This is a genomic window from Runella zeae DSM 19591, assembly GCF_000423565.1.
Taxonomy (GTDB): domain Bacteria; phylum Bacteroidota; class Bacteroidia; order Cytophagales; family Spirosomataceae; genus Runella; species Runella zeae.
This window is the reverse complement of the sequence record NZ_AUIF01000029.1, coordinates 133,871-153,277: the sequence shown is the minus strand read 5'-3', so window position 1 is coordinate 153,277 and position 19,407 is coordinate 133,871. Positions and strand designations below refer to the sequence as shown.

The window sequence follows — 19,407 nt, the reverse complement described above, 5'->3', positions numbered from 1 at the left end:
AGTATACCTTTTTTCTTACCCAAATTTCTGAATCATGAAGACCTATATTTTTCTAATTGCACTGGCAGTAGCGATTTGGGCAAAAGATGCGCATGCACAGTCCTCTCTAAGCCAAGCCAACCGCCAATATGAAATGATGGCTTATAGTAAAGCCATTGAGTTGTATGAAAATGCACTTAAACAAAACTTACAAGATACAGTCAAACTCAATACACTCCTAAAACTAGGACATAGCTATCACCAACTCAGAGATACCCCAAATGCCGAGCGCATTTTTCGATTGGCGATGGGAGAGGGTAAAACCATACCTCACGAACATGCTAGTTCTTATTTGTATTTTGCACAAGCACTTGCCAGCAATGGTAAATATGATGAAGCCAAGGAGATTTACGAACGTTACAGCCAAGCTCAACAAGAAGACCAAAGAGGGAAAGATTTTACAAAATTATACTCAAATGTAGGCAAACTCTCAAAAAATGCCACTAGCTATGTAGTACAATCCCTAGACAATATCAATACTAATCGAGCCGAATTTAGCCCCGTTTATTATAAAAAAGGACTCGTATTTGTATCGGCACGCAACGAAGCCGTAAACATAAAAAGAGTGTATGGATGGAACCAAACGGCATTCCTAGACTTGTACGAAGTGCCAGATTTGTCCATTGTCAATTCTTCCAAAACTAGTAAAGTAGGTGGGTCAGCTGGTGCAAACCGGACCCTCGCAAAAAATAAAGGTGTATACCTTCTGGGGTCGGACGAATATACCTCTCCCACTGCCAATGATACCAAAATCCCTGCTACTTATCGTTCGCTCAATGACAAAAATCCTGAACCACTGCAGGCACCTGTCATCGAGTCACAAAACATGGGAAAAGCACTAAATTCTAAATATCATGAAGGACCCGTAGCTTTTTTCAAAGACGGTAGCAAAATACTATTTACTCGCAACAATTATTTAAATGGAAAATATAAAACCAGTAAAGAAGGTATCAACAAATTAAAGTTGTACTCTGCCGAATTGAAAGGCAACAATTGGGAAAATCTACAAGAGTTACCTTTCAACAACGATGAGTATTCGGTAGGGCATCCTACTTTATCCAAAGATGATCAATTGCTTTATTTTGTATCTGATATGCCGGGAGGTTTTGGTGGCACTGATATTTATGTCAGTCGCAACGAAAATGGTAACTGGTCAACTCCTGTCAACTTAGGGCCGTCTGTCAATAGCCAAGGCAATGAAATGTTTCCGTTTGTAGACGAGCAAGGTAATTTATACTTTGCTTCTGACGGACTTGCTGGCATGGGGGGCTTAGATATATTTTATGCCAAACTCATCAATGGTGTCATGGCTCGTAAACCTACCAACTTAGGAGAACCTATCAACTCTACAAAAGATGATTTTGGATTGATTACCGATGCGGAGCGTAAAAGTGGCTTTTTTAGTAGCAATCGCAAAAGAGGTGGTGAGGATGATGACTTGTTTCGTTTCGAACGGGTAGGTCCGCTCAACCCTTGTCAAGAAACACTCGTACACATTATTGATGCTGCTACCAAGGCGTCGTTGGCGAGTGCAGCCGTGGAAGTAGTCAGCAAGAGTGAAAGCGAGCCGGGTACCAAAACACTCTATACCGACAAAGACGGTAACCTCAAAATTTGCCTTGATTCAGAAACGGATTTTGTATTCAAGGCCTCCAATGAAGGCTACGTTAACAATGCACGCAACTTCACAACTAAAGACCTAGATGCCACGGAGTTAGTGCAATTAGAAATTCCATTAGATAAAGTCAAACCCAAAGCACCTCCCGTAAAGATGTTTACGTTAAGAGGGCTAGTGACAACTCAAAAGGACCGGAAGCCTATTTCAGGGGTGAAAGTTTTGTTACACAACGAATGTGACGGCTCTACCCTAGAGGCAGTTACGGATGCCAACGGTGCTTATGAGTTTGAAGTACCAAGCGGATGTGACTACTCTATAGAAGCTCTTAAAGACAACCTCGCCACTATGGGTACCAAAGTGAAAGGTGAAGAGTTTTCAGAAGCAAATATCACCATGTTTGAAAAAGGAGATGTTATCAAAATTGATAATATTTACTATGACCTCAACAAATGGAATATTCGTTCTGATGCCGAATCTGAATTAAATAAATTGGTGGGCTTGATGAACAAGTATCCCAAAATGAAGATTGAGTTTGGGTCTCACACTGATAGCCGTTCTTCTACCAAATACAATAAGACCCTTTCGACAAAACGGGCCAAAGCCGCTGTGTCGTATATTGTAAAGCAGGGCGTTTCGTCAAAGAGAATTATCGCAGCAGGCTATGGTGAAGAAAAACCTGTCAATAAATGTAAAGACGGGGTGTCTTGTAGTGAAGAAGAACACCAGCAAAATCGCCGTACGGAAATCAAAATCTTAAGTTTGTAAAATAAAGTTTTAAGGTTGCTCACAAAACAGAAATCTCTTTGAGGTTTCTGTTTTGTTTTATAGTTACTTTTTGAGCTTCAAAGCGTCTTATTAAAAGGTTCAAATAGTGTTTGATTGAAAGGTGGAAGTTGTACTGACTTCTGCCTTTTTTATTTTTACTTTTGTAAAAAAAAAACATTATTATGCCCAACTGGACTACCGTAAAAGAGTATACCGATATTACTTACAAAAAATGCGATGGCGTGGCACGTATTGCCTTTAACCGCCCCGAAGTTCGCAATGCCTTTCGCCCTCATACCACCTTTGAGTTATTAGATGCTTTTGCCGATGCTACTCATGATCCCCACATTGGTGTAGTGCTACTTTCGGGCGAAGGGCCTTCGCCCAAAGATGGCGTGTGGGCATTTTGCTCTGGCGGAGACCAAAAAGCTCGCCAAAAAGGGGGGTATCGGGCCGAAGACGGTCGTGATCGTCTCAATATCTTAGAAGTACAGCGACAGATTCGCTTTATGACCAAGCCCGTTATCGCCGTAGTACCGGGCTGGGCAGTAGGAGGGGGGCATAGCCTTCATGTGGTTTGTGATTTGTCGCTAGCAAGCAAAGAACACGCTATCTTCAAACAGACAGATGCCGACGTGGCGAGCTATGATGCTGGCTATGGCTCGGCTTATTTGGCACGCATGATTGGTCAAAAGCGCGCTCGCGAAATATTCTTTTTGGGACGTAACTACTCCGCACAAGAAGCCTATGAAATGGGCATGGTCAATGCCGTAGTACCTCACGACGAACTGGAAGATACCGCTTTTCAGTGGGCACAGGAAATCCTCGGTAAAAGCCCGATGGCAATTCGGATGTTGAAATTTGCTTTCAATCTCGTGGATGACGGACTAGTGGGACAGCAGCTTTTTGCGGGAGAGGCTACCCGTTTGGGCTATATGACCGAAGAAGCCGAAGAAGGACGTGATGCTTTCCTCCAAAAACGAAAACCTGATTGGGATAAGTTTGAACGCTATTGATGAACATAACTACCGAAGTTAAGTTTATACTACTCTGTATATCTCCTTTCTTCTGTGGTTTAGAATAAAAATTTTATGAAAAAGCAGAAACCACAAGGGCTTCTGCTTTTTTGTTTTGTATATCTCCTCCTACCTATATTTCCTTTCCCAGATTTTGTACCAATTTTTGTTTTTAGGATAAGGACGATGACCTGCGCGGTTGTTGACCACTAGCGCTACTAACAATAAAATCAAAACCCCGGTCAGTACTGGATTCAGTACATATAAATAACCCAGTGAAGTGATTTTGGGTGAACCTAAGTTGGCAATCAATGCAGTAGCGCCACCAGGTGGGTGCAGTGTCTTGGTGATTTGCATTACAACGATTGAAACCGACACTGCTAAGGCCGAAGAAAGCCACAACTCATGAGGGATTAATAGATGTGCCGTAACTCCTATGAAGGCACTTATCACATGGCCGCCGATGAGATTGCGAGGCTGAGCCAATGGGCTATTCGTAATACCATACAGCAAGACAGAGGTAGCCCCAAAAGAGCCAATCAAGAAAAGATTATCGGTAGAACTTATCTTATTTTGATTGAGAAAGCCAATCAAACCTATCCCAATAAACGACCCGACGAATGTCCAAAAGTGGTCTTTAAAATCGATGAGCGTTTCTTTATAAATGACATAGCGTGCCATGAGCACTTGTCTTTTAAATCTTCTTTTCAACGTTCAAAAAATCAATGGATGGAGGAATACATTTACTATCATCAAACCTGTGTGAAAGGATGATAGTTCGCAATTTTATCAAAACTTTAATAATTAGAATAAAACAAGTTTGTAAAAAGAGCGTTGATAGATATACGTCCCGCTATATTATAGGTAAAAGGCTTAACGCAGGATGATTATAAAATAAAAAAGCCAGTGGGTTAGCACTGGACTTTTTTGAATTGCTCAAACTAGGTGATGATTAGGATTTTAAGTTAGGTTAGGTAGTTTGTTGATTCATCATAAGGTCGTCTAGTAAGGTAAAGAGTGAAGGTTGCCAAAGTTCTTGTATTTTCTTTAGAATTACACCCCCCCAAAGGGTAGTTTTATACTAAATATTGAAGACTACCCCAAAGGGTAGTCTTCAATATTAGTTTTATTTGTTTTTGAGACGGACCAAAAACTCTTTTCTATCTTTTACTTCAAGGAGCAAATAGATGTTTTTGATGTGATATTTGACGGTGTTTTCTGAAATGAAGAGCTTCTCCGCAATTTCTTTGTTAGATAATCCCTTAGCAATGAGTTCTAGCACTTCTTGTTGCCTTTGGTTAAGTAAGTCGAGACGTATATTTCTAAACTCATTGCTAGGCTGATGGTAATGCTCGTCGGCGTATTGTTGAAGTGAAGACTTCATGTTCAAGAACTCACCTTCTAAGCGTTTCCTTTTATTTTTTTGCTGCCAAAAAGCATAAAACGCCCCCAAACATAAAATACCAAGTAGCACAGAAGCAGCAATGATGTATAAAATTTGACGATTTTTGGCTTTAATTTTTTTTTCCTGCAAACTGGTTTCAAGGTTTTCTTTCATTAAATTGACTTCTGCCAGTCGCTCATTCTTTCTATAGATTGTATCAAGTTTGTCTATCTCATCTTGAAGTTGACCCATTGCTGCAAATTCTTTATTGCGTTTGTAGATGTTGCGTAGTTCTTCTTTAGCATAAATAGCGTATTTAAGTATACCGCACGAATCTGCATAATGGAGTGCTTTGTGGTAGTTTTCTAAAGCCCTCGAACGGTCCCCCATTTCTTCATAGAGCTGCATCTTTTTGACGAGAGCCATTGGCAAGTCACACATCGATACACCTTTGATATTTGCAATGGCAAGATCATAAGTGGCTTCTGCTTTAAGGTAATCTTTATCCAAAAACTGGAGATAAGCACGCTGCATTTGGAGTTTAGCGATGAGTTCGTTGTTGAGGTGCTTGAATGAATTGGCTTCCAAGCCGAGCAATAACGTATCGGCCTCAGGGTATTCGTGGATGTCAAAATGAGCTAATGCGCGCTGAGCATTGATTTCGGCGAGGTATTTGCCGTCATGGTCTGAACTCTTGATTTCTTTATAGGCTTTGTCAAGGTAATGGAAAACAGACGTATAGTCAAAGAGCCGCTTGTGCGTGTACGAAAGCAAACGATACACGTGATAACGGTCGTGGGCGGTGAGTTTGTTGTTGTGTAATTGAGAAAGTAAAAGTTCTTGTGATGCTTTAAAATTAAGTTTATTGTTAAAATTATATACTTGATCTTCAATTGATTTTACATCTATGGTTTGCGAAAATAGCGAAGTAGAAAAAGCTAACCCGCAGCATAATATAGTTGATATAATTATTCTCATAGCGCTTAGTAATTTTCTGCAAACTAATAAAAATTGAAAAAATAAATAGAGATGCAAGTCAGATTAGATACCAAATAGATTAAATAATTCGATAATTTGCCCATGTATACTCTTAAAGGTATAAAATTTATATCCCGATTCTACAATTGCATTGTATTTTAAGAGAATGCTGCTGGTAAGGAAGATGATAACAAGGCAACATCATTTTATACAAAAAATCCGAATCAAAGAGATTTTGATTCGGATTTTGGAAAGAGGAAAGTTAATATTTTAGAGACTAGTTTTTTTTGTCTTGTGAATAATGACCGGTATACACAAATCAGCAGGACAACAGTTGTCGCTAGGTTCGATGATAACAGGGCAGCACCCTTCTACAGGGCAGGTATTGTTGGTAGCCGTAAAAGTATAAGAACCTGTTTCGCTGAGTAGCACTTCATTGCCTTGGGCTACAGATGCAGAACCATCATCTTTAAACCACACTACGCCCGTATAATGAGCCGGTAGATTAACTTGTACTTTTTCGCCAACACACAATTTGAAAGGAACGCTAAAGCACTGACGGTCTAGATCATCTTCTGTCTCAGAGTTGTTGTTGGGAGTGGAGTCTTTATCAGGTTGGTCAGTCTTACTGATTTCGGCTTTGTTGAAGTGAATACCTTCTTGAATTACCTTAATTTTGTAAGTAAGAGTGACAGTATCACCATTGGCGGCTATGTTGCCGATGTTCCATTTGATGACCTGATTACTGATGCTAGCCGTACCGCGCGAAGCATTGAAACTACCTACTATAAACGCCACACTACTAGGGATAGAATCCGTCACTTCTATGCCCGAAGCATTGTTAGTAAACTCATTCCATACTTTGATGGTGTAGGTGAGGGTGTCGCCAATATGGGCAATTTTGCGGCTGATTGACTTGCGAAGGGCTAAATCTACTTGGCAGTCGATAGCGGTGACCACGATAGCCGTGCGGGTTTGCTCAACACAGAGAGGACTTACCTCCGTAAGTTGAACATAAAACGTATCTGTAGCTGATACAATGCCAGAGGGTTTGAAGGTGAGGCCGGTGGCTACCACTTGGTTGCTGCCACTTCGGTACCATTCGACCCCTGCATTGCCCACCACGTTTACGGAAAGTGTTGGGATTGTATCTCCAATACATACGCTGATATTGGGGGTAAGTACAGTTACCTGAGGACAGCTGCAATCAGGCGCTACAACTGTAGTGTCGAATTTGCAAGTAGCTGACAAACTATCAATAATAACAAGATTGACACCATTTGGAATACCTGCCACGGTGTAGTTGTTGGCTGAGGTGCTGGTAAGGGTTCCTGCATTTACTTTGAGGCTACCGTTGGGGTTAAGCACTGCAAAGCTTACGCTGTATAATGGCGTAGTAGGAGAGCACGAAGGCGCACTTGTGATAGTCCAAGTAGGTGCTACGCATGGTTTTACCAAGGCCGCATCGATGGTCGGATTGTCTTTGTCAATACCAGTACCTAGTGGATTAATGACAATTTTAGGGCTAAAACCTGTGGCTGAATCAAAATCAGAATCGAGTGCATCATCTCCACCTTTGTTGGTAGAGTCTGACAATATACAAGCTACAGGAAGGCTTTGCGTGACAATTTTGACATAATAATCGCCCGCCTCAAGATTAGTAAATTCGTATTTACCATTGCTATCAGTCGTATCGGTAGCAATCGCTACACTGGTAGTGCTACCTTTGTAAAGCTCCAAGATTACACCTTCTACGCCTTCTTCTCCACTATCTTGGATTCCATTGTTGTTAAGATCTTTCCATACAAAGTCTCCGATACTTCCTTTGGGTGAATAAAGTGCGCCGTCGATAGTTGGATTGTCTTTGTCGATACCATTGCCAAGTGCATTGATACTTACGATAGGACTGGTTGCAGTGGTTGGATCGAAGTCCGAATTGAGACTGTCTGGTACGCCAGCAGTTTTGTATTGACTACTGATAGTGCAGCCCTCTGGAAGAGACGAAACGAGTATTTGTACTTGATAATCTCCCGTTGCGAGGCTGTCAAAGTTATAGTATCCGTTGCTATCGGTGGTATCAGAGCCAATGACAGCGCTATTTTGTAACAATAAAACAATTACATCTTTCACGCCGGGCTCAAGGGCATCTTGGCGACCGTTGTTGTTGAGGTCTTTCCAAATAAAATTCCCTAGGCTACCCAGTGGGCAGATTGTTTTTGGAAGAATAATGGTCGTGTCTTTGTAACAACATACACCATTATAAAGTCTTACCGTGAAAGTATCAGCAGCAGAAGCGGGGTTAGGTAAATTAGTAATCACGATACTATCGCCCGTTATTGCGGTAGCATTGTCGTATTGATTTCCCGAAAATACACTTCCGATAGAATACGCAAATTTGTTGGCACATTTGATATTCGTGAAGCGGATGCTTGCATCGTTGTTGGGTTGACCGGCGCCTGTGCAAGTAGCAGTTTTTACAGAAATGGTTTCGTTGTAAGGTAATATGCAGTAAAAGCCAGCATCAAAGGTGTGATTGACAGAACCCTCCGCTCCAGTGGTGATAGTGATAGATGGATAAGTGCCTGCTGTGATAGTGCTTACTGCGGCATCGCTGTCAATCAAATCATTGCTGCCAGCATTGACTTGCGTTAGGATAAATTTCCCTAAGCCAGCAACCGTTAATGTATCGCCTGAGGCATTGACTTGATTTCCGGTTCCAAACACAATTTGATAACTAGTGCTCGGCAACAAAACAGTGTCTGCATCTACGCCTAGCCATGTGCCGCTACCGATTTTAGATTTACTACTGAAATAATATTCGCCAGTGAGATTTGTGGTGGTGGTTGCGATGAGGGTATTGCCTTTGTATAAAGATACATTGACGTCTTTCAGCGTTTTTTCACAGGGGTCTTGAATACCGTTTTGATTGGCATCTATCCACACACGGTTACCAACTTCTAGATAATTGGGTAGTAAACATGTTACTTCTAAATCTCCTAGACCAGTGGATTTTCCAAAAGTCCCACTTTCGTTGTTGGTATTATAAAGAACAAATCCCATCTCAGGACCAGTAGGAGATAAGCCCGTAGTATTGCTGAGATAGCGTACTCCACCAGAGAAGTTTGTACCTGTTTGATTTTGGTCTACAGGGTCCATTGCGGTCATGATTACTTGCCCTGAACCAGGCTTTAAAGCCAATGCCCCAAATCCAATTTCGGCATGGGTAAGGCCTCCGTTGCCTCCTAAGAAGTCGTCATTGTAAAACTCTCCAAAGCCAGGCCCTTGGTTATTGTTAACGCCTGCCCCGTTGAATCCAGGTACTTTTCCGTCATTCTCTAAAATATAGGTTCCATTCGTAAAAGCAGCCCTTAAAATATCACCTCCTGACAATCCTGTATAAACGCCAGTACCCGAAAGAGGATAGTTGTTGTATCCTGATTGAAGTCCCGTGCGGTCACCTAAACCCAATACCATTGAACCATCGATATCAAACTCAATATCGGTAAGCATAGGCTGAGGGTGAAGGATACGAACGAAAGCCCCATTGGTAGTGTTGCTGTTGATATCGTTAAAGTTGTCGGTCCAAGGATACCAGCCTACTCTATCTACTACCGCAGGGGTAGAGTTGATCAAAACAGCTCCTTTAGGATAAGTAAGTGGAAAATCAAAAACTTGAGTAAATGTAGTCCCATCAAAGGCCGTGACATAACCCCGTAGATTAGATTTTGTAGAGGAAGATGCATCGCATACCGAACCTACGTACACTTTTCCTTTGTACACTTTGGTAGCGAAGGGGCGCATAGTACCATCTACACATCCAGGGTCAGGAATGGCCCAGGAGCCAGCCAAAGTAGGATTGTTGGCTACGCTTATATCTAATTTGTATAGTTTTTTGTCATATAAATTTACAAAATAGAGCGCTTGGCCATCTTCCGAAATTTCTAAATCGCCTATCCCTACTTTGCCAATCAATGCAAACGATACCGAATCGTTGCTAGGCTGTGTTGGGTCATTCAATAGCCCTCGGCTGGCGTTGGTTATGCCAAACCAAGGGTCACTAGCACTACTTGCTCCTACATTGATATTGAGAGGAGAAGCAGATACATCTATATAATTTGAAGTAGTGTTGGTTGCCATGTCGGTGACATAAATACCCCCTAGCCCTAAAGGCCCAAGCCCCGCGTGGCGCTTCAAACTTGCCGAGGTGTAAGTTTTGTTGGTGTATTTGTCGTACGCTACTCCCCAAAGCGTACCTACGGTTTCGGCCTTTGCTAATACCGTAATCTTTAGCATGTCTTTAGGCCCAGACGTACCGTAGTCGAATGCAACCAGAGCATCCATTTGTCCACTATTGCTACCCACTTCCGGGTTTCCGGATACGTAGCAAGGAACTACTATTTTGGGCGTAGTTTGGCAAAAATCATTATTATCCAATACCCCTAAGTCAATATTACAATTAGGTGCATCTACAAACTGAACTGTAGTACGCCCATCGGCTCCATGTATGGTACCTTGTCCTGCATAAGAAGGCAAATTGCTAAATTCGACCCTGATGGGATAATTGGCTTGGGGAATATCAAAGATGTATATTCCAGAAGCATCGGTAGTAGTAGTATAAACAGTGCCATCACAAGCGGTGGCTGTGACGGTGACATTGGCGATACCGTTGATTTCTCCCGCATCTCTTAGCCCATTTGCATTATAGTCACTAAAAACTACCCCACCAGCGTGGGTACCATCACAGACTAACGGTGGACAAGCGCTTGGAATCGTCACCACCTCAGTATCTGTACAGGCAGGAAGTGTCGTAAAATGGGCGGTAAGATTGCTATTGGTACCCGTAGCGTTGACTTCAAATGCAACTACCTGAGGGGATACAATTGTCTGATTGCCTTTGATATTTGTGGCGGGGTAGCTTACTTGATAAGTACCCGGTTTTATATATCGCTTTTCACTACCGAGCGCCACTTCAATACTATCCCCTGCCGGAGGGTTTTCCCAAGAAACTTCTATACTTAATGTGACTTTACTTTGATTGTTTACGTAATAGCAATTAGAAACGGTTACTTTATTGATATTAATACCACATTGCTGAGCGTAGAGAGGAGAGACAAAAGCTAAGCCTACCACAATCCCCAAACATTTAAAGAGGCATAATGCCAGGCGAAAAAATGGAAATGAATCTTTTTAGGGAGAGAGGAATAATGGCGAGATAGATTCATAATATATGTTTAATAAATTAGGTAAATAATGAATGACAGCCGCTTAGTAGCATATCCTTTTTGGTGCAAAATGTATACCATTCGTATTTTTTATAGCTTTAAAAAGGAGTAATGTCAATTTTTTGTTGGAAAAATTAAATTTTAGGATGTTTTTTTTGGGAAGTTTTATGAACACAATAATCAAGCCAAACCAGAGAAGAATAATTGAATGTTTGGGATATTATTATTTTTGCAAAGGTTAATCGCTTTTTGAGAAAGTAAACCTAGTTAAATGCAAAATTTAACTTCAAAATAACTAGTAAAGTAGCGAAAAAGAGAAATTTATGAATTAAAAATATATTCTTAAACGGTAGTATTGTGTTTATTTTTTGTCTGATTAGGAAATTTTATGTTATTCAAGAAAAGTATGTCAATTAGTGGCTTTTTATAGATATGAAATAAACTGTTTTAATGCCCATCATTGTTTGGCCAAATTTGTCATTTCTTAGGCATGTGGCTAAATTGCATTTTCAAATCAGTAAAATACAATCAAATGCGAGTTCGGTTAGCGGTCTTATTTTTTAGTTGCTTCTCTCTTTGTTTTACCTCTCTCTTTTCGCAGGTTCGGTATGGTAACGAATGGATCAATCCCCAACAAACTTATTTTAAGATTCCTATTGCTAAAAAAGGGTTGTATCGCCTGACATCTGCCGAGCTCAGACAAGCCGGTGTGCCCACAACCACTGTTAATCCCAAACAAATACAATTGTTTTTTAGGGGTGAAGAACAAGCCATTTATATTGAAGGAGAAGTCGACGGGCGTTTGGATGAAGCTGATTTTATTGAGTTTTATGGGCAAGCCAACGACGGTACGCAAGACTCTCTTCTTTATATCCCTCATAGTGCGCAGCCGCACAAAATCTATAATTTGTACAGTGATACCACGGCTTATTTCCTGACTTGGAGGCTAGATACGCAAGCAGGCAAGCGAATGGGGTTTTATGAGGAACAAAATACGGCCAATCTCACCCCTGAAGGCTATCACTTGGAAGATTTATGGGTGTCAAATATTGCCAGTTATTCTTACGTAGGAATGTCAGAAGGGCTTATTTATCCTTTAGGAGCATCGGTAGGGGCACAGCATTCTTATTATGATTATGGTGAAGGATGGTCGGGGGTAGAACTTTACAAAAATGCGGTGATAACTAAAAAATTGACCCTTGAAAATCTACTCCGAAATGGCACCAAGCCGCAACTCGAACTGCACTTGATGGGGCGCGACCATCGGCAGCATCTTATAGAAGTGAAAGTAGGGGCTGGAAGTATTGCCAATAAGCTCTTGGATACTTTGCGTTTTAATTTTCAATATTCGACTCTTTTCCGAAGAGATATTGATTTGGCAGATGTGTCGGTAGATAGTAATTATGTATCAGTGTCAACGGTGTCGCGCGGGGTTACGCCAAATCAACCCGATGATGTGTATAGTATTACTTATTACCGGGTACGTTATGCGCAACGGTTTGATTTTGGCAATAAAACCCAGAAGAGTTTTTATTTGTTGTCTGCCAATACTGGCAAATCGTACGTTGAGATTCCTAACGCTTCGCCTCAGGTGAGATTGTTTGATGTCACAGACCCAAATAATCTCATAAGGGTAGGAGCCACTTTTCAGAACAATACTCTCAAGGCTATAGTGCGGGGTACTTCTAGTTCTAAAACACTTTTTGCAACCCGCGAAATCTTATCAGCTCCGCGTATTGAGCGAGTTAGATTTCGGACTATCGACCCTGCCAAAGCCACCTATTTGCTGGTGACTCATCAAACTTTAGCGGCGGCAGCGAAGCAGTTTGCGGGCTATCGGGCTTCGCCGAGCGGTGGAGGGTACGATACCTTGACGGTAGATATGGGTTTGCTCATCAACCAATTCAACTATGGGGAATTTAGCCCTTTGGCTATTCGGCGATTTGTGCAATATATGGCCGATAAGGGCAATCCCCGGTTCTTGTTTATCATCGGACGTACCGAGCAAGTGGACCTCAACCGAAGTCAAAGCTGGCGAACTGCCCGAGATATGGTGCCGACTTTTGGGTGGCCCGGGTCAGACAATCTCTTTTCTCACGGTTTAAAAGGGCAAGCGCCCCTAGTGGCGGGTATTCCTACGGGGCGATTATGGACAGCATCTCCGCAAGTAGTGTTGGATTATTTAGAAAAAGTAAAACTCCACGAAGCTACACCCATGAATGCCCTCTGGCGCAAAAATATTTTGCATCTCAGTGGTGGGACAGATTCTTTTGAACAAGGACAATTTTTGCAAATCATGAATGGATTTAAGCAAAAAGCCCAACAACAATACTTAGGCGCACGCGTCACTACCATTACCAAAAAAACAGATGAGGCAGTAGAGTATGTGGGTATTGCCAATGAAGTAAACGAAGGGGCAGGATTGATTACGCTTTTTGGACACTCAAGCTTAAGCGTCACAGACATCAACATAGGAAATGTATCAAACGATGTGTTGGGCTTCAGAAACAAAGGACGTTATCCGCTTGTTTATGCCAATGGTTGCGTACTTGGCAATTTTACTTTTACCGAAAATACCTTCCCCATCGACTGGATTGGAACTAAGGATAGAGGGGCTATTTTGTTTTTAGCGCATTCTAACCTAGCTTTTGTGTATTCACTAAGGGATTTTGCAAATACTTTTTACGATACCTTTCTGGGAGATACTACATTTTTAAACCGACCTTTTGGGGAGGTTCATCAACAAGTGATTCGTAAAACCCTCGCAAAGTATCCCAACGACCCCATTTATCAGGTAGATGCCCAGCAGATGAGTTTACAGGGTGACCCTGCAATCATACTTTTTCCCACCAAGCACCCCGATTATACCCTCAATAGTCAAGGTATCGGTATCAGAGATAAAAACGGAGGTGCGGTAGGAGCACTGAGCGATTCGCTCAAAGTACAAATGGTAGTATCTAATCTTGGTATATATCGAAAAGAAAATCTACCTATTCGCCTTTTACGAACTACTCGCGACGGAGCCGTACGGATATTTGATGCGGTGTATCCGGCGGTAGCTTATCAAGATACCCTGCATATGTATATTCCGCACGAACGCACACAAAGTGGCCTCAACCGTTTTGAGGTGGTGATAGACCCAGAAGGGACTTTGTCAGAAATGGATAAGCCCAACAATACCGCTGCTATTGAAGTGACGCTTCCGGCGGTGGGGGCGTATCCATTGTTTCCGGCAGAATACAGCATTATTTCTACAGCTCAAAACGGTCAACCTCAAGTCCAGCTCGTAGCCCAGCAAATAGAAAACACCACTCGTGCTTATGTTTTTGAATTAGATACCACTGCTCGATTTGATAGCCCTTACAAAAAATCGCAAACGGTGACTGCCGCACTCTTACCGTCATGGAGCCTACCACTTTTGACGCGCGACTCTACTACTTATTATTGGCGTGTAAGATATGGCGATGTTTCATCCTCTTCTGACAATGTGTGGAGTGAAAGTTCGTTTACGTATATACACAATAGTGGGGAAGGATGGACGCAACGACAAGCGCCTCAATTTGTAAAAGCAACTCCTTTGGATGTGCATTTATCGGTGTCGTCTAATCCTACTTGGAGTTTTAGCTCTTTGTCTGCTCCAATCAAAGCCGTGGTGGCCGGAAACTCCGTAGGAGGATTCAATCAAGGCTACAGGGTGTCTCAACTTTCGATTAGTGATATTTTGTTTGTTGCAGACGGAAATTGCTCTACTTTCCAAGGTTCCAATGCAGAAGCCAACATGGTGATGACCGCTCTTCGAAAAGATAATCTTCAGGCATATTCGGTGATGCCGCAACTCAATTGCGGCAATCCCCCTTATGCTATGAACACCCTGCGCCAAGCAAATATTATTTCTAATCAGCTTTTCAGCCGTTGGCTTGATGCTGTGCCAGAGGGGGATTGGATTGTGATGATGACCGTGGGAGCGGTTCAGTTTAATCTGTGGCCCGCTTCCGAAATGGCGAAGTTGGTAGAACTTGGCTGGACAAATGAAAATCTGGCTAAGTTGAGAAACCCTTCGATGTTTATATTTCAAAAAGGAGGCAAAAAACCCGCCCTTGAACTATCGGTTGATCCCAATGAAATCGCTCCTTCTTTACGTACGCTTTCTTTGGACAATTATACCCTAAAAAGTACAAAATCTCGTGGCTCCCTTGTGTCTTCATTGATTGGCCCAGCCAAAAGTTGGAGTTCTCTCAAGTATCAGCTCAAAGTGCTTCCTCAGCGGCATCGAGCATCGCTCCAAATAATGGGCGTAGACTTAGAAGGTAAAGAGACAGTCTTGCCCCTGGCGCAAGGAGCTTACAGCGTAGATTTGTCGCAGGTAGATGCTACTCGCTTTCCATTTTTAAGGCTCAAATTGGATTTGGAAGATGATGACTTATCGGCGCCATTGCCCGCGCAACTACAAAATTGGGCGGTCAATTACACCTCAGTAGCCGAAGGTGCCGCTTCTGCCAATGTCAACGGCACTATTGAGAAGCAAGAAGGAGAAACAATGACGGTCAAAGTAACTTTCAAAAATATATCAAAGGTTGCGTTTCAGGATTCGGTGATAGTACACCAAACGCTCTTTGGCCCTAAGGGTGCTCCGCAAGTTAGTGAACGAAAACTGGGACGTTTATTACCTAATGAAGAAGTAGGGTATGACATTGTGTTGCCGACCATAGGGCGTAGTGGAGACAATCGACTGTTGGTTAATTTTAATCCTCGACGCCAACCTGAGCAAAATTATTCTAACAATGTTATCAACCTGCCCATTACAGTGATACCTGACCGAACGCCGCCCGTGCTAGATGTCGTATTTGACGGGCAGCGTATTCGTAATGAAGAAATCGTGTCGGCCAATCCCTTGATTGTGATGCAGATGAAGGATGAAAATCGTTTTTTGTTTAAAAATGATACCTTAGGCATTAATGTATTTTTACAGCGACCCAATGCGCCCGATTTTCAACGTATCGTTTTTGATAACAATATCCTGAAGTTTACTCCTGCCAATGCCCAAAATTTGTACACGGTATCGTACCGACCGGGTGTTTTATCAGATGGCTTGTATCGGTTAAGAGTACAAGGCGCTGATGCGTCCAGCAATCCAACGGGTGTTTATGAAATTGCTTTTAGGGTTATCAATGAACAAAAAATAGTGACAGTTTTGACTACCCCCAATCCTGCAAGCAGTTTAGTGCGCTTTTCGTTTACGGTTACAGGGCAACAAGCCCCGGATAAAGCTTCTCTTTCTATTACAGACATCAACGGACGTATTATTAAAGAGATTTCAATAGTACCCAGAATTGGGGTCAACGAATGGATATGGGAGGATGCCGGAGCGTATCCTTCGGGTGCGTATTTTTATAGGTTACTAGTTCAAAAAGAAGGCCAAGAACTCTCATTAGAAGAAGGCGTGAAAGTATCTGGTAAACTGTTGTTAATCAGATGATTTTGCATGTTTGATAATTCCCTGCTGCAACGGTTTTTCAATAAAAAAATAGAAAACCATTGCCAACATCCAGAGGAGAATAAATTGCCCTAGTTTTTGGGTAGTGATAAAACGTTGTATCACTACCGGAAAAGGCCCCAAATGAATGAGATAAAAAGCGTAAGAAGCTTTGCCAAGTAGCACAAACCATTTGTGCGAAAGCAACTTATGAATAAAGGTGGCCTCTTTTACTAGTCCTGTGAGAAGAAGCCCTAAGCTCAACGGTAAGCATATATTGTAGAGAATCCATTCAACCTGAAAAGCGGGAAAATGATATTCATCAATCGCCATCACATACATGCCTACGATGGCCACAGACAATAAAATTCCCAAAATAGTGGCATATCTTGGTTGATGAGAAGTGGAAGCATGGCTGCAAGACAAGGCTATGAAGATTCCTACGCTAAATTCAAAAAAGCGCCCTAATAACGTATAAAAACTACCAAAAGCGAGATTTGGAGAGTAGAATACGCAGAGAGAAATCAAAAAAAACGCAAAAAGCCCAAGAATTTGTATCCATTTTTGTTGGGTGACTATCCGAATCCACCACGGCGCAAGTACATAAAACCCTACTTCTACCGTCAATGACCAGCTTTGTGAGATTCCTTGAAATGCTAGACTAGGAAACCATCCTTTAAGTAGAAATACATGAGCCCAGAAGTCTGACCATGAGAGAATAGTGAGGCCATTTTTGAAAATAAGAATTGTATAAAGCAATAATAGTAATACCCAATACAGTGGAAAAATACGGGCAAACCGAGCCACATAAAAATCTTTTAGAGAGAAGGTTGACTGCGGCCATCGTGAGGCATAATTCCACGTAATAACAAAGCCGCTCAGTACAAAAAATAAAGTAACACCTATGTATCCTTCTTGGGCGATTCGGTGTAGCCAAGTGTTGGCAGGAAAAGGATTGTAATGATGAATATATACCAATGTAGCCGCTACTGCTCTTAAACCAGTCAGAGAAGGAAGGTAGCTAATGGTGTTTTGGGAAATATTCAAATCAAAGTATAACAATTGGTATTGAGCGAGCAAAGATAGTGCTAAGGAATTAACGCTACAGCTCCTCGGTACATATTCGTTTCGCCGTTTCTGAATTCTACCAAGATTTTGTAAGCATATACTCCCTCTCGTATTTTTCCTAAATACTGACCATTCCAGCCATAACTAGCGTCGGAGAAGGGAAAATTTTCGGCCTTAAAGACTGTTTCACCCCAGCGGTTATAAATAACCATTTCTTTGATGATTTTGACACAAGTATTGCCATATACAAAAAATACATCGTTTTTTTGATCATTGTTGGGTGAAAATACATCGGGAATGTAAACATTACAGGGCAATACCGATACTACTACTTTCTGGGTTTGTTGGCAAATCTGACTTTCATTTTTGAACAAAATAGTATAAGTAGTGCTAGAGCTAGGATGAGCCCAAGTGGTATTACAGGTAGGACATGAAAGCCCCGTAGCAGGACTCCATTGGGTAGTAAAGTATCCTGACGGCTCAATACTTGTTTCGAGCAAAACACTATCTCCTTGCACAACCGTCTGAGGTTGTGGTACGATGGACTGCATTTTTTCTACTAAAAGGGTAGTGGTTATGATACTATCACAGCCCGAGGCTCGTCGGATAGAATTGATGTAAGTACCCGTTTTTACATACATAGAATCACCCACTCTTATGTTTTGCCCTTCACAAATCGTAAAAGATTGCGAATGTCGGGCGGTGGGGATAATTTTTAGGTTGAGTCTGATTGTGCTGTCGCAGACATTGGCACGTCGGATGGTGTTTACATAATTTCCCGTGGTGTTGTACACTCTATTGTCAACAGTGTAAGATTCACCTTCGCAGAGGGTAAGATTGATAGTGGTATCGGCTTGATAAAACTTTACTTGATAATCTAGCTGAAATTGACAGGATTCATTGAACTTGTCGAGGGGTGAGATTTTGACCGAATATACATCTCCCAAATTAGCTTTAATCCGAATGGTAGATTGGGTTTGGCCGTCTTGCCATGTATAATTTCCAAAACCTTCGGGAGCTTTTACGATCATATAACCTTCTTCGTCGGGACAAAGTGAGGTCGGTTTGATTTCTGCTTTGAGACATTGTGCATCAAAATAAGCATACCCATAGTGCCGCATTTCGGTACAGCCATGAGCTGTTACTTCCACATTGATAGTGCGGCCGATGTAATTGCGTAAATCAATGGCGCCCGTACTCCAATTTCGATATTCTATATCGCCTTGTTTTTTAAAGCCTTCAATAATACCGCCCTTTTGGAGTTGTGCATTAAAGGCATTACAAGTCAGAGGTTGGCCGTTGCTATCCGAAATTAGAATGTTGAAACCTGCTTTTTCGTAATCTTGGTGTCGGTTGTCGTTTTGTAGCACTACCGCAAACTGGTATTGAAATATGGGTCTTTCGGAATTGACCACAAATGAAGTCTTGATACGGTCAAAAGTACCGCCCTGTACGGTGTTGCCAATCCGAATAGAGTGGGTACTTCCGGGAGCTACCATTGGGATTTTTTCGGCAGTAACTTTTGGGTCCGCTCCATCATTGGTTTGGGTGATATAATGGCGGTTGTTGACCGTACCTGTAATTTCATTGATAAAATTGACTTTCTGATTAGATGAGTTGAGTGAGCCATTGGTGAGTACCCATCCTAAGGTGCTGCCTGTTTCAAAACCAATATTGGTACAATCTACTTGTTGACTATGCACATAAAATGAAACATGGAAAGCAATTCCAATAAGGGTACAATACCTTTTCATAGTGCATGTTTAGGGTTAAGAAAGATTCTAATTACCCTTTACGCAGCTACAATAGGAGCTGTTGCAGCACCTGAGAGTTGAGCAACATTA

8 protein-coding genes are annotated in these 19,407 nt (G+C 41.9%); 3 read left to right on the top strand and 5 right to left on the bottom strand.

Translation table 11 applies throughout. The annotated features are described in order from the left end of the window. Positions 1-34 precede the first annotated feature (34 nt). Both G563_RS0106885 and G563_RS0106875 read left to right on the top strand, forming a co-directional pair. Positions 35-2,422, top strand: coding sequence for an OmpA family protein (locus G563_RS0106885; RefSeq protein WP_028664669.1), 2,388 nt, complete (start codon positions 35-37; stop codon positions 2,420-2,422). Positions 2,423-2,604: 182 nt separating this feature from the next. Further along, positions 2,605-3,438 carry a 1,4-dihydroxy-2-naphthoyl-CoA synthase gene (locus G563_RS0106875; protein ID WP_028664668.1) on the top strand — a complete coding sequence of 278 codons (834 nt, stop codon included), beginning with the start codon at positions 2,605-2,607 and terminating at the stop codon, positions 3,436-3,438. A gap of 129 nt (positions 3,439-3,567) precedes the next feature. Here G563_RS0106875 and G563_RS0106870 read toward each other — a convergent pair whose 3' ends face one another. The 3 genes from G563_RS0106870 to G563_RS0106860 all read right to left on the bottom strand — a co-directional run bounded on the left by G563_RS0106870 (position 3,568) and on the right by G563_RS0106860 (position 10,930). Next, positions 3,568-4,119 (bottom strand): HPP family protein, encoded by a 552-nt coding sequence (locus G563_RS0106870; RefSeq protein WP_037326041.1) that lies wholly within the window; start codon positions 4,117-4,119, stop codon positions 3,568-3,570. A gap of 445 nt (positions 4,120-4,564) precedes the next feature. Beyond that, entirely contained in the window at positions 4,565-5,800 is a 1,236-nt protein-coding gene (locus tag G563_RS39130; protein WP_051210803.1) for a LuxR C-terminal-related transcriptional regulator, read from the bottom strand. Positions 5,801-6,070: 270 nt separating this feature from the next. Beyond that, positions 6,071-10,930 carry an SdrD B-like domain-containing protein gene (locus G563_RS0106860; protein ID WP_157585123.1) on the bottom strand — a complete coding sequence of 1,620 codons (4,860 nt, stop codon included), beginning with the start codon at positions 10,928-10,930 and terminating at the stop codon, positions 6,071-6,073. Between the two features lie 624 nt (positions 10,931-11,554). Between G563_RS0106860 and porU2 the strand changes: the two genes are divergently transcribed. Beyond that, the gene (gene porU2, locus G563_RS0106855; protein ID WP_169579728.1) at positions 11,555-16,498 is read left to right on the top strand and encodes a putative type IX secretion system sortase PorU2; all 4,944 of its coding nucleotides are present in this window, start codon (positions 11,555-11,557) and stop codon (positions 16,496-16,498) included. Here porU2 and G563_RS0106850 read toward each other — a convergent pair. Both G563_RS0106850 and G563_RS0106845 read right to left on the bottom strand, forming a co-directional pair. Continuing rightward, positions 16,487-17,542: an acyltransferase family protein gene (locus G563_RS0106850; protein ID WP_169579727.1), complete on the bottom strand. Its 1,056-nt coding sequence runs from the start codon at positions 17,540-17,542 to the stop codon at positions 16,487-16,489. The genes porU2 and G563_RS0106850 overlap by 12 nt on opposite strands. A 41-nt stretch (positions 17,543-17,583) precedes the next feature. Then, a complete protein-coding gene (locus G563_RS0106845) occupies positions 17,584-19,317 on the bottom strand; it encodes a T9SS type B sorting domain-containing protein (protein WP_051210802.1) in 1,734 nt (577 codons plus the stop codon). Between the last annotated feature and the right edge of the window lie 90 nt (positions 19,318-19,407).

Bases quoted from the DNA above. Each gene is read 5' to 3' on its own strand.
- G563_RS0106885 (WP_028664669.1), top strand. From the start codon at position 35: ATGAAGACCTATATTTTTCTAATTGCACTGGCAGTAGCGATTTGGGCA.
- G563_RS0106875 (WP_028664668.1), top strand. From the start codon at position 2,605: ATGCCCAACTGGACTACCGTAAAAGAGTATACCGATATTACTTACAAA.
- G563_RS0106870 (WP_037326041.1), bottom strand. From the start codon at position 4,119: ATGGCACGCTATGTCATTTATAAAGAAACGCTCATCGATTTTAAAGAC.
- G563_RS39130 (WP_051210803.1), bottom strand. From the start codon at position 5,800: ATGAGAATAATTATATCAACTATATTATGCTGCGGGTTAGCTTTTTCT.
- porU2 (WP_169579728.1), top strand. From the start codon at position 11,555: ATGCGAGTTCGGTTAGCGGTCTTATTTTTTAGTTGCTTCTCTCTTTGT.
- G563_RS0106845 (WP_051210802.1), bottom strand. From the start codon at position 19,317: ATGAAAAGGTATTGTACCCTTATTGGAATTGCTTTCCATGTTTCATTT.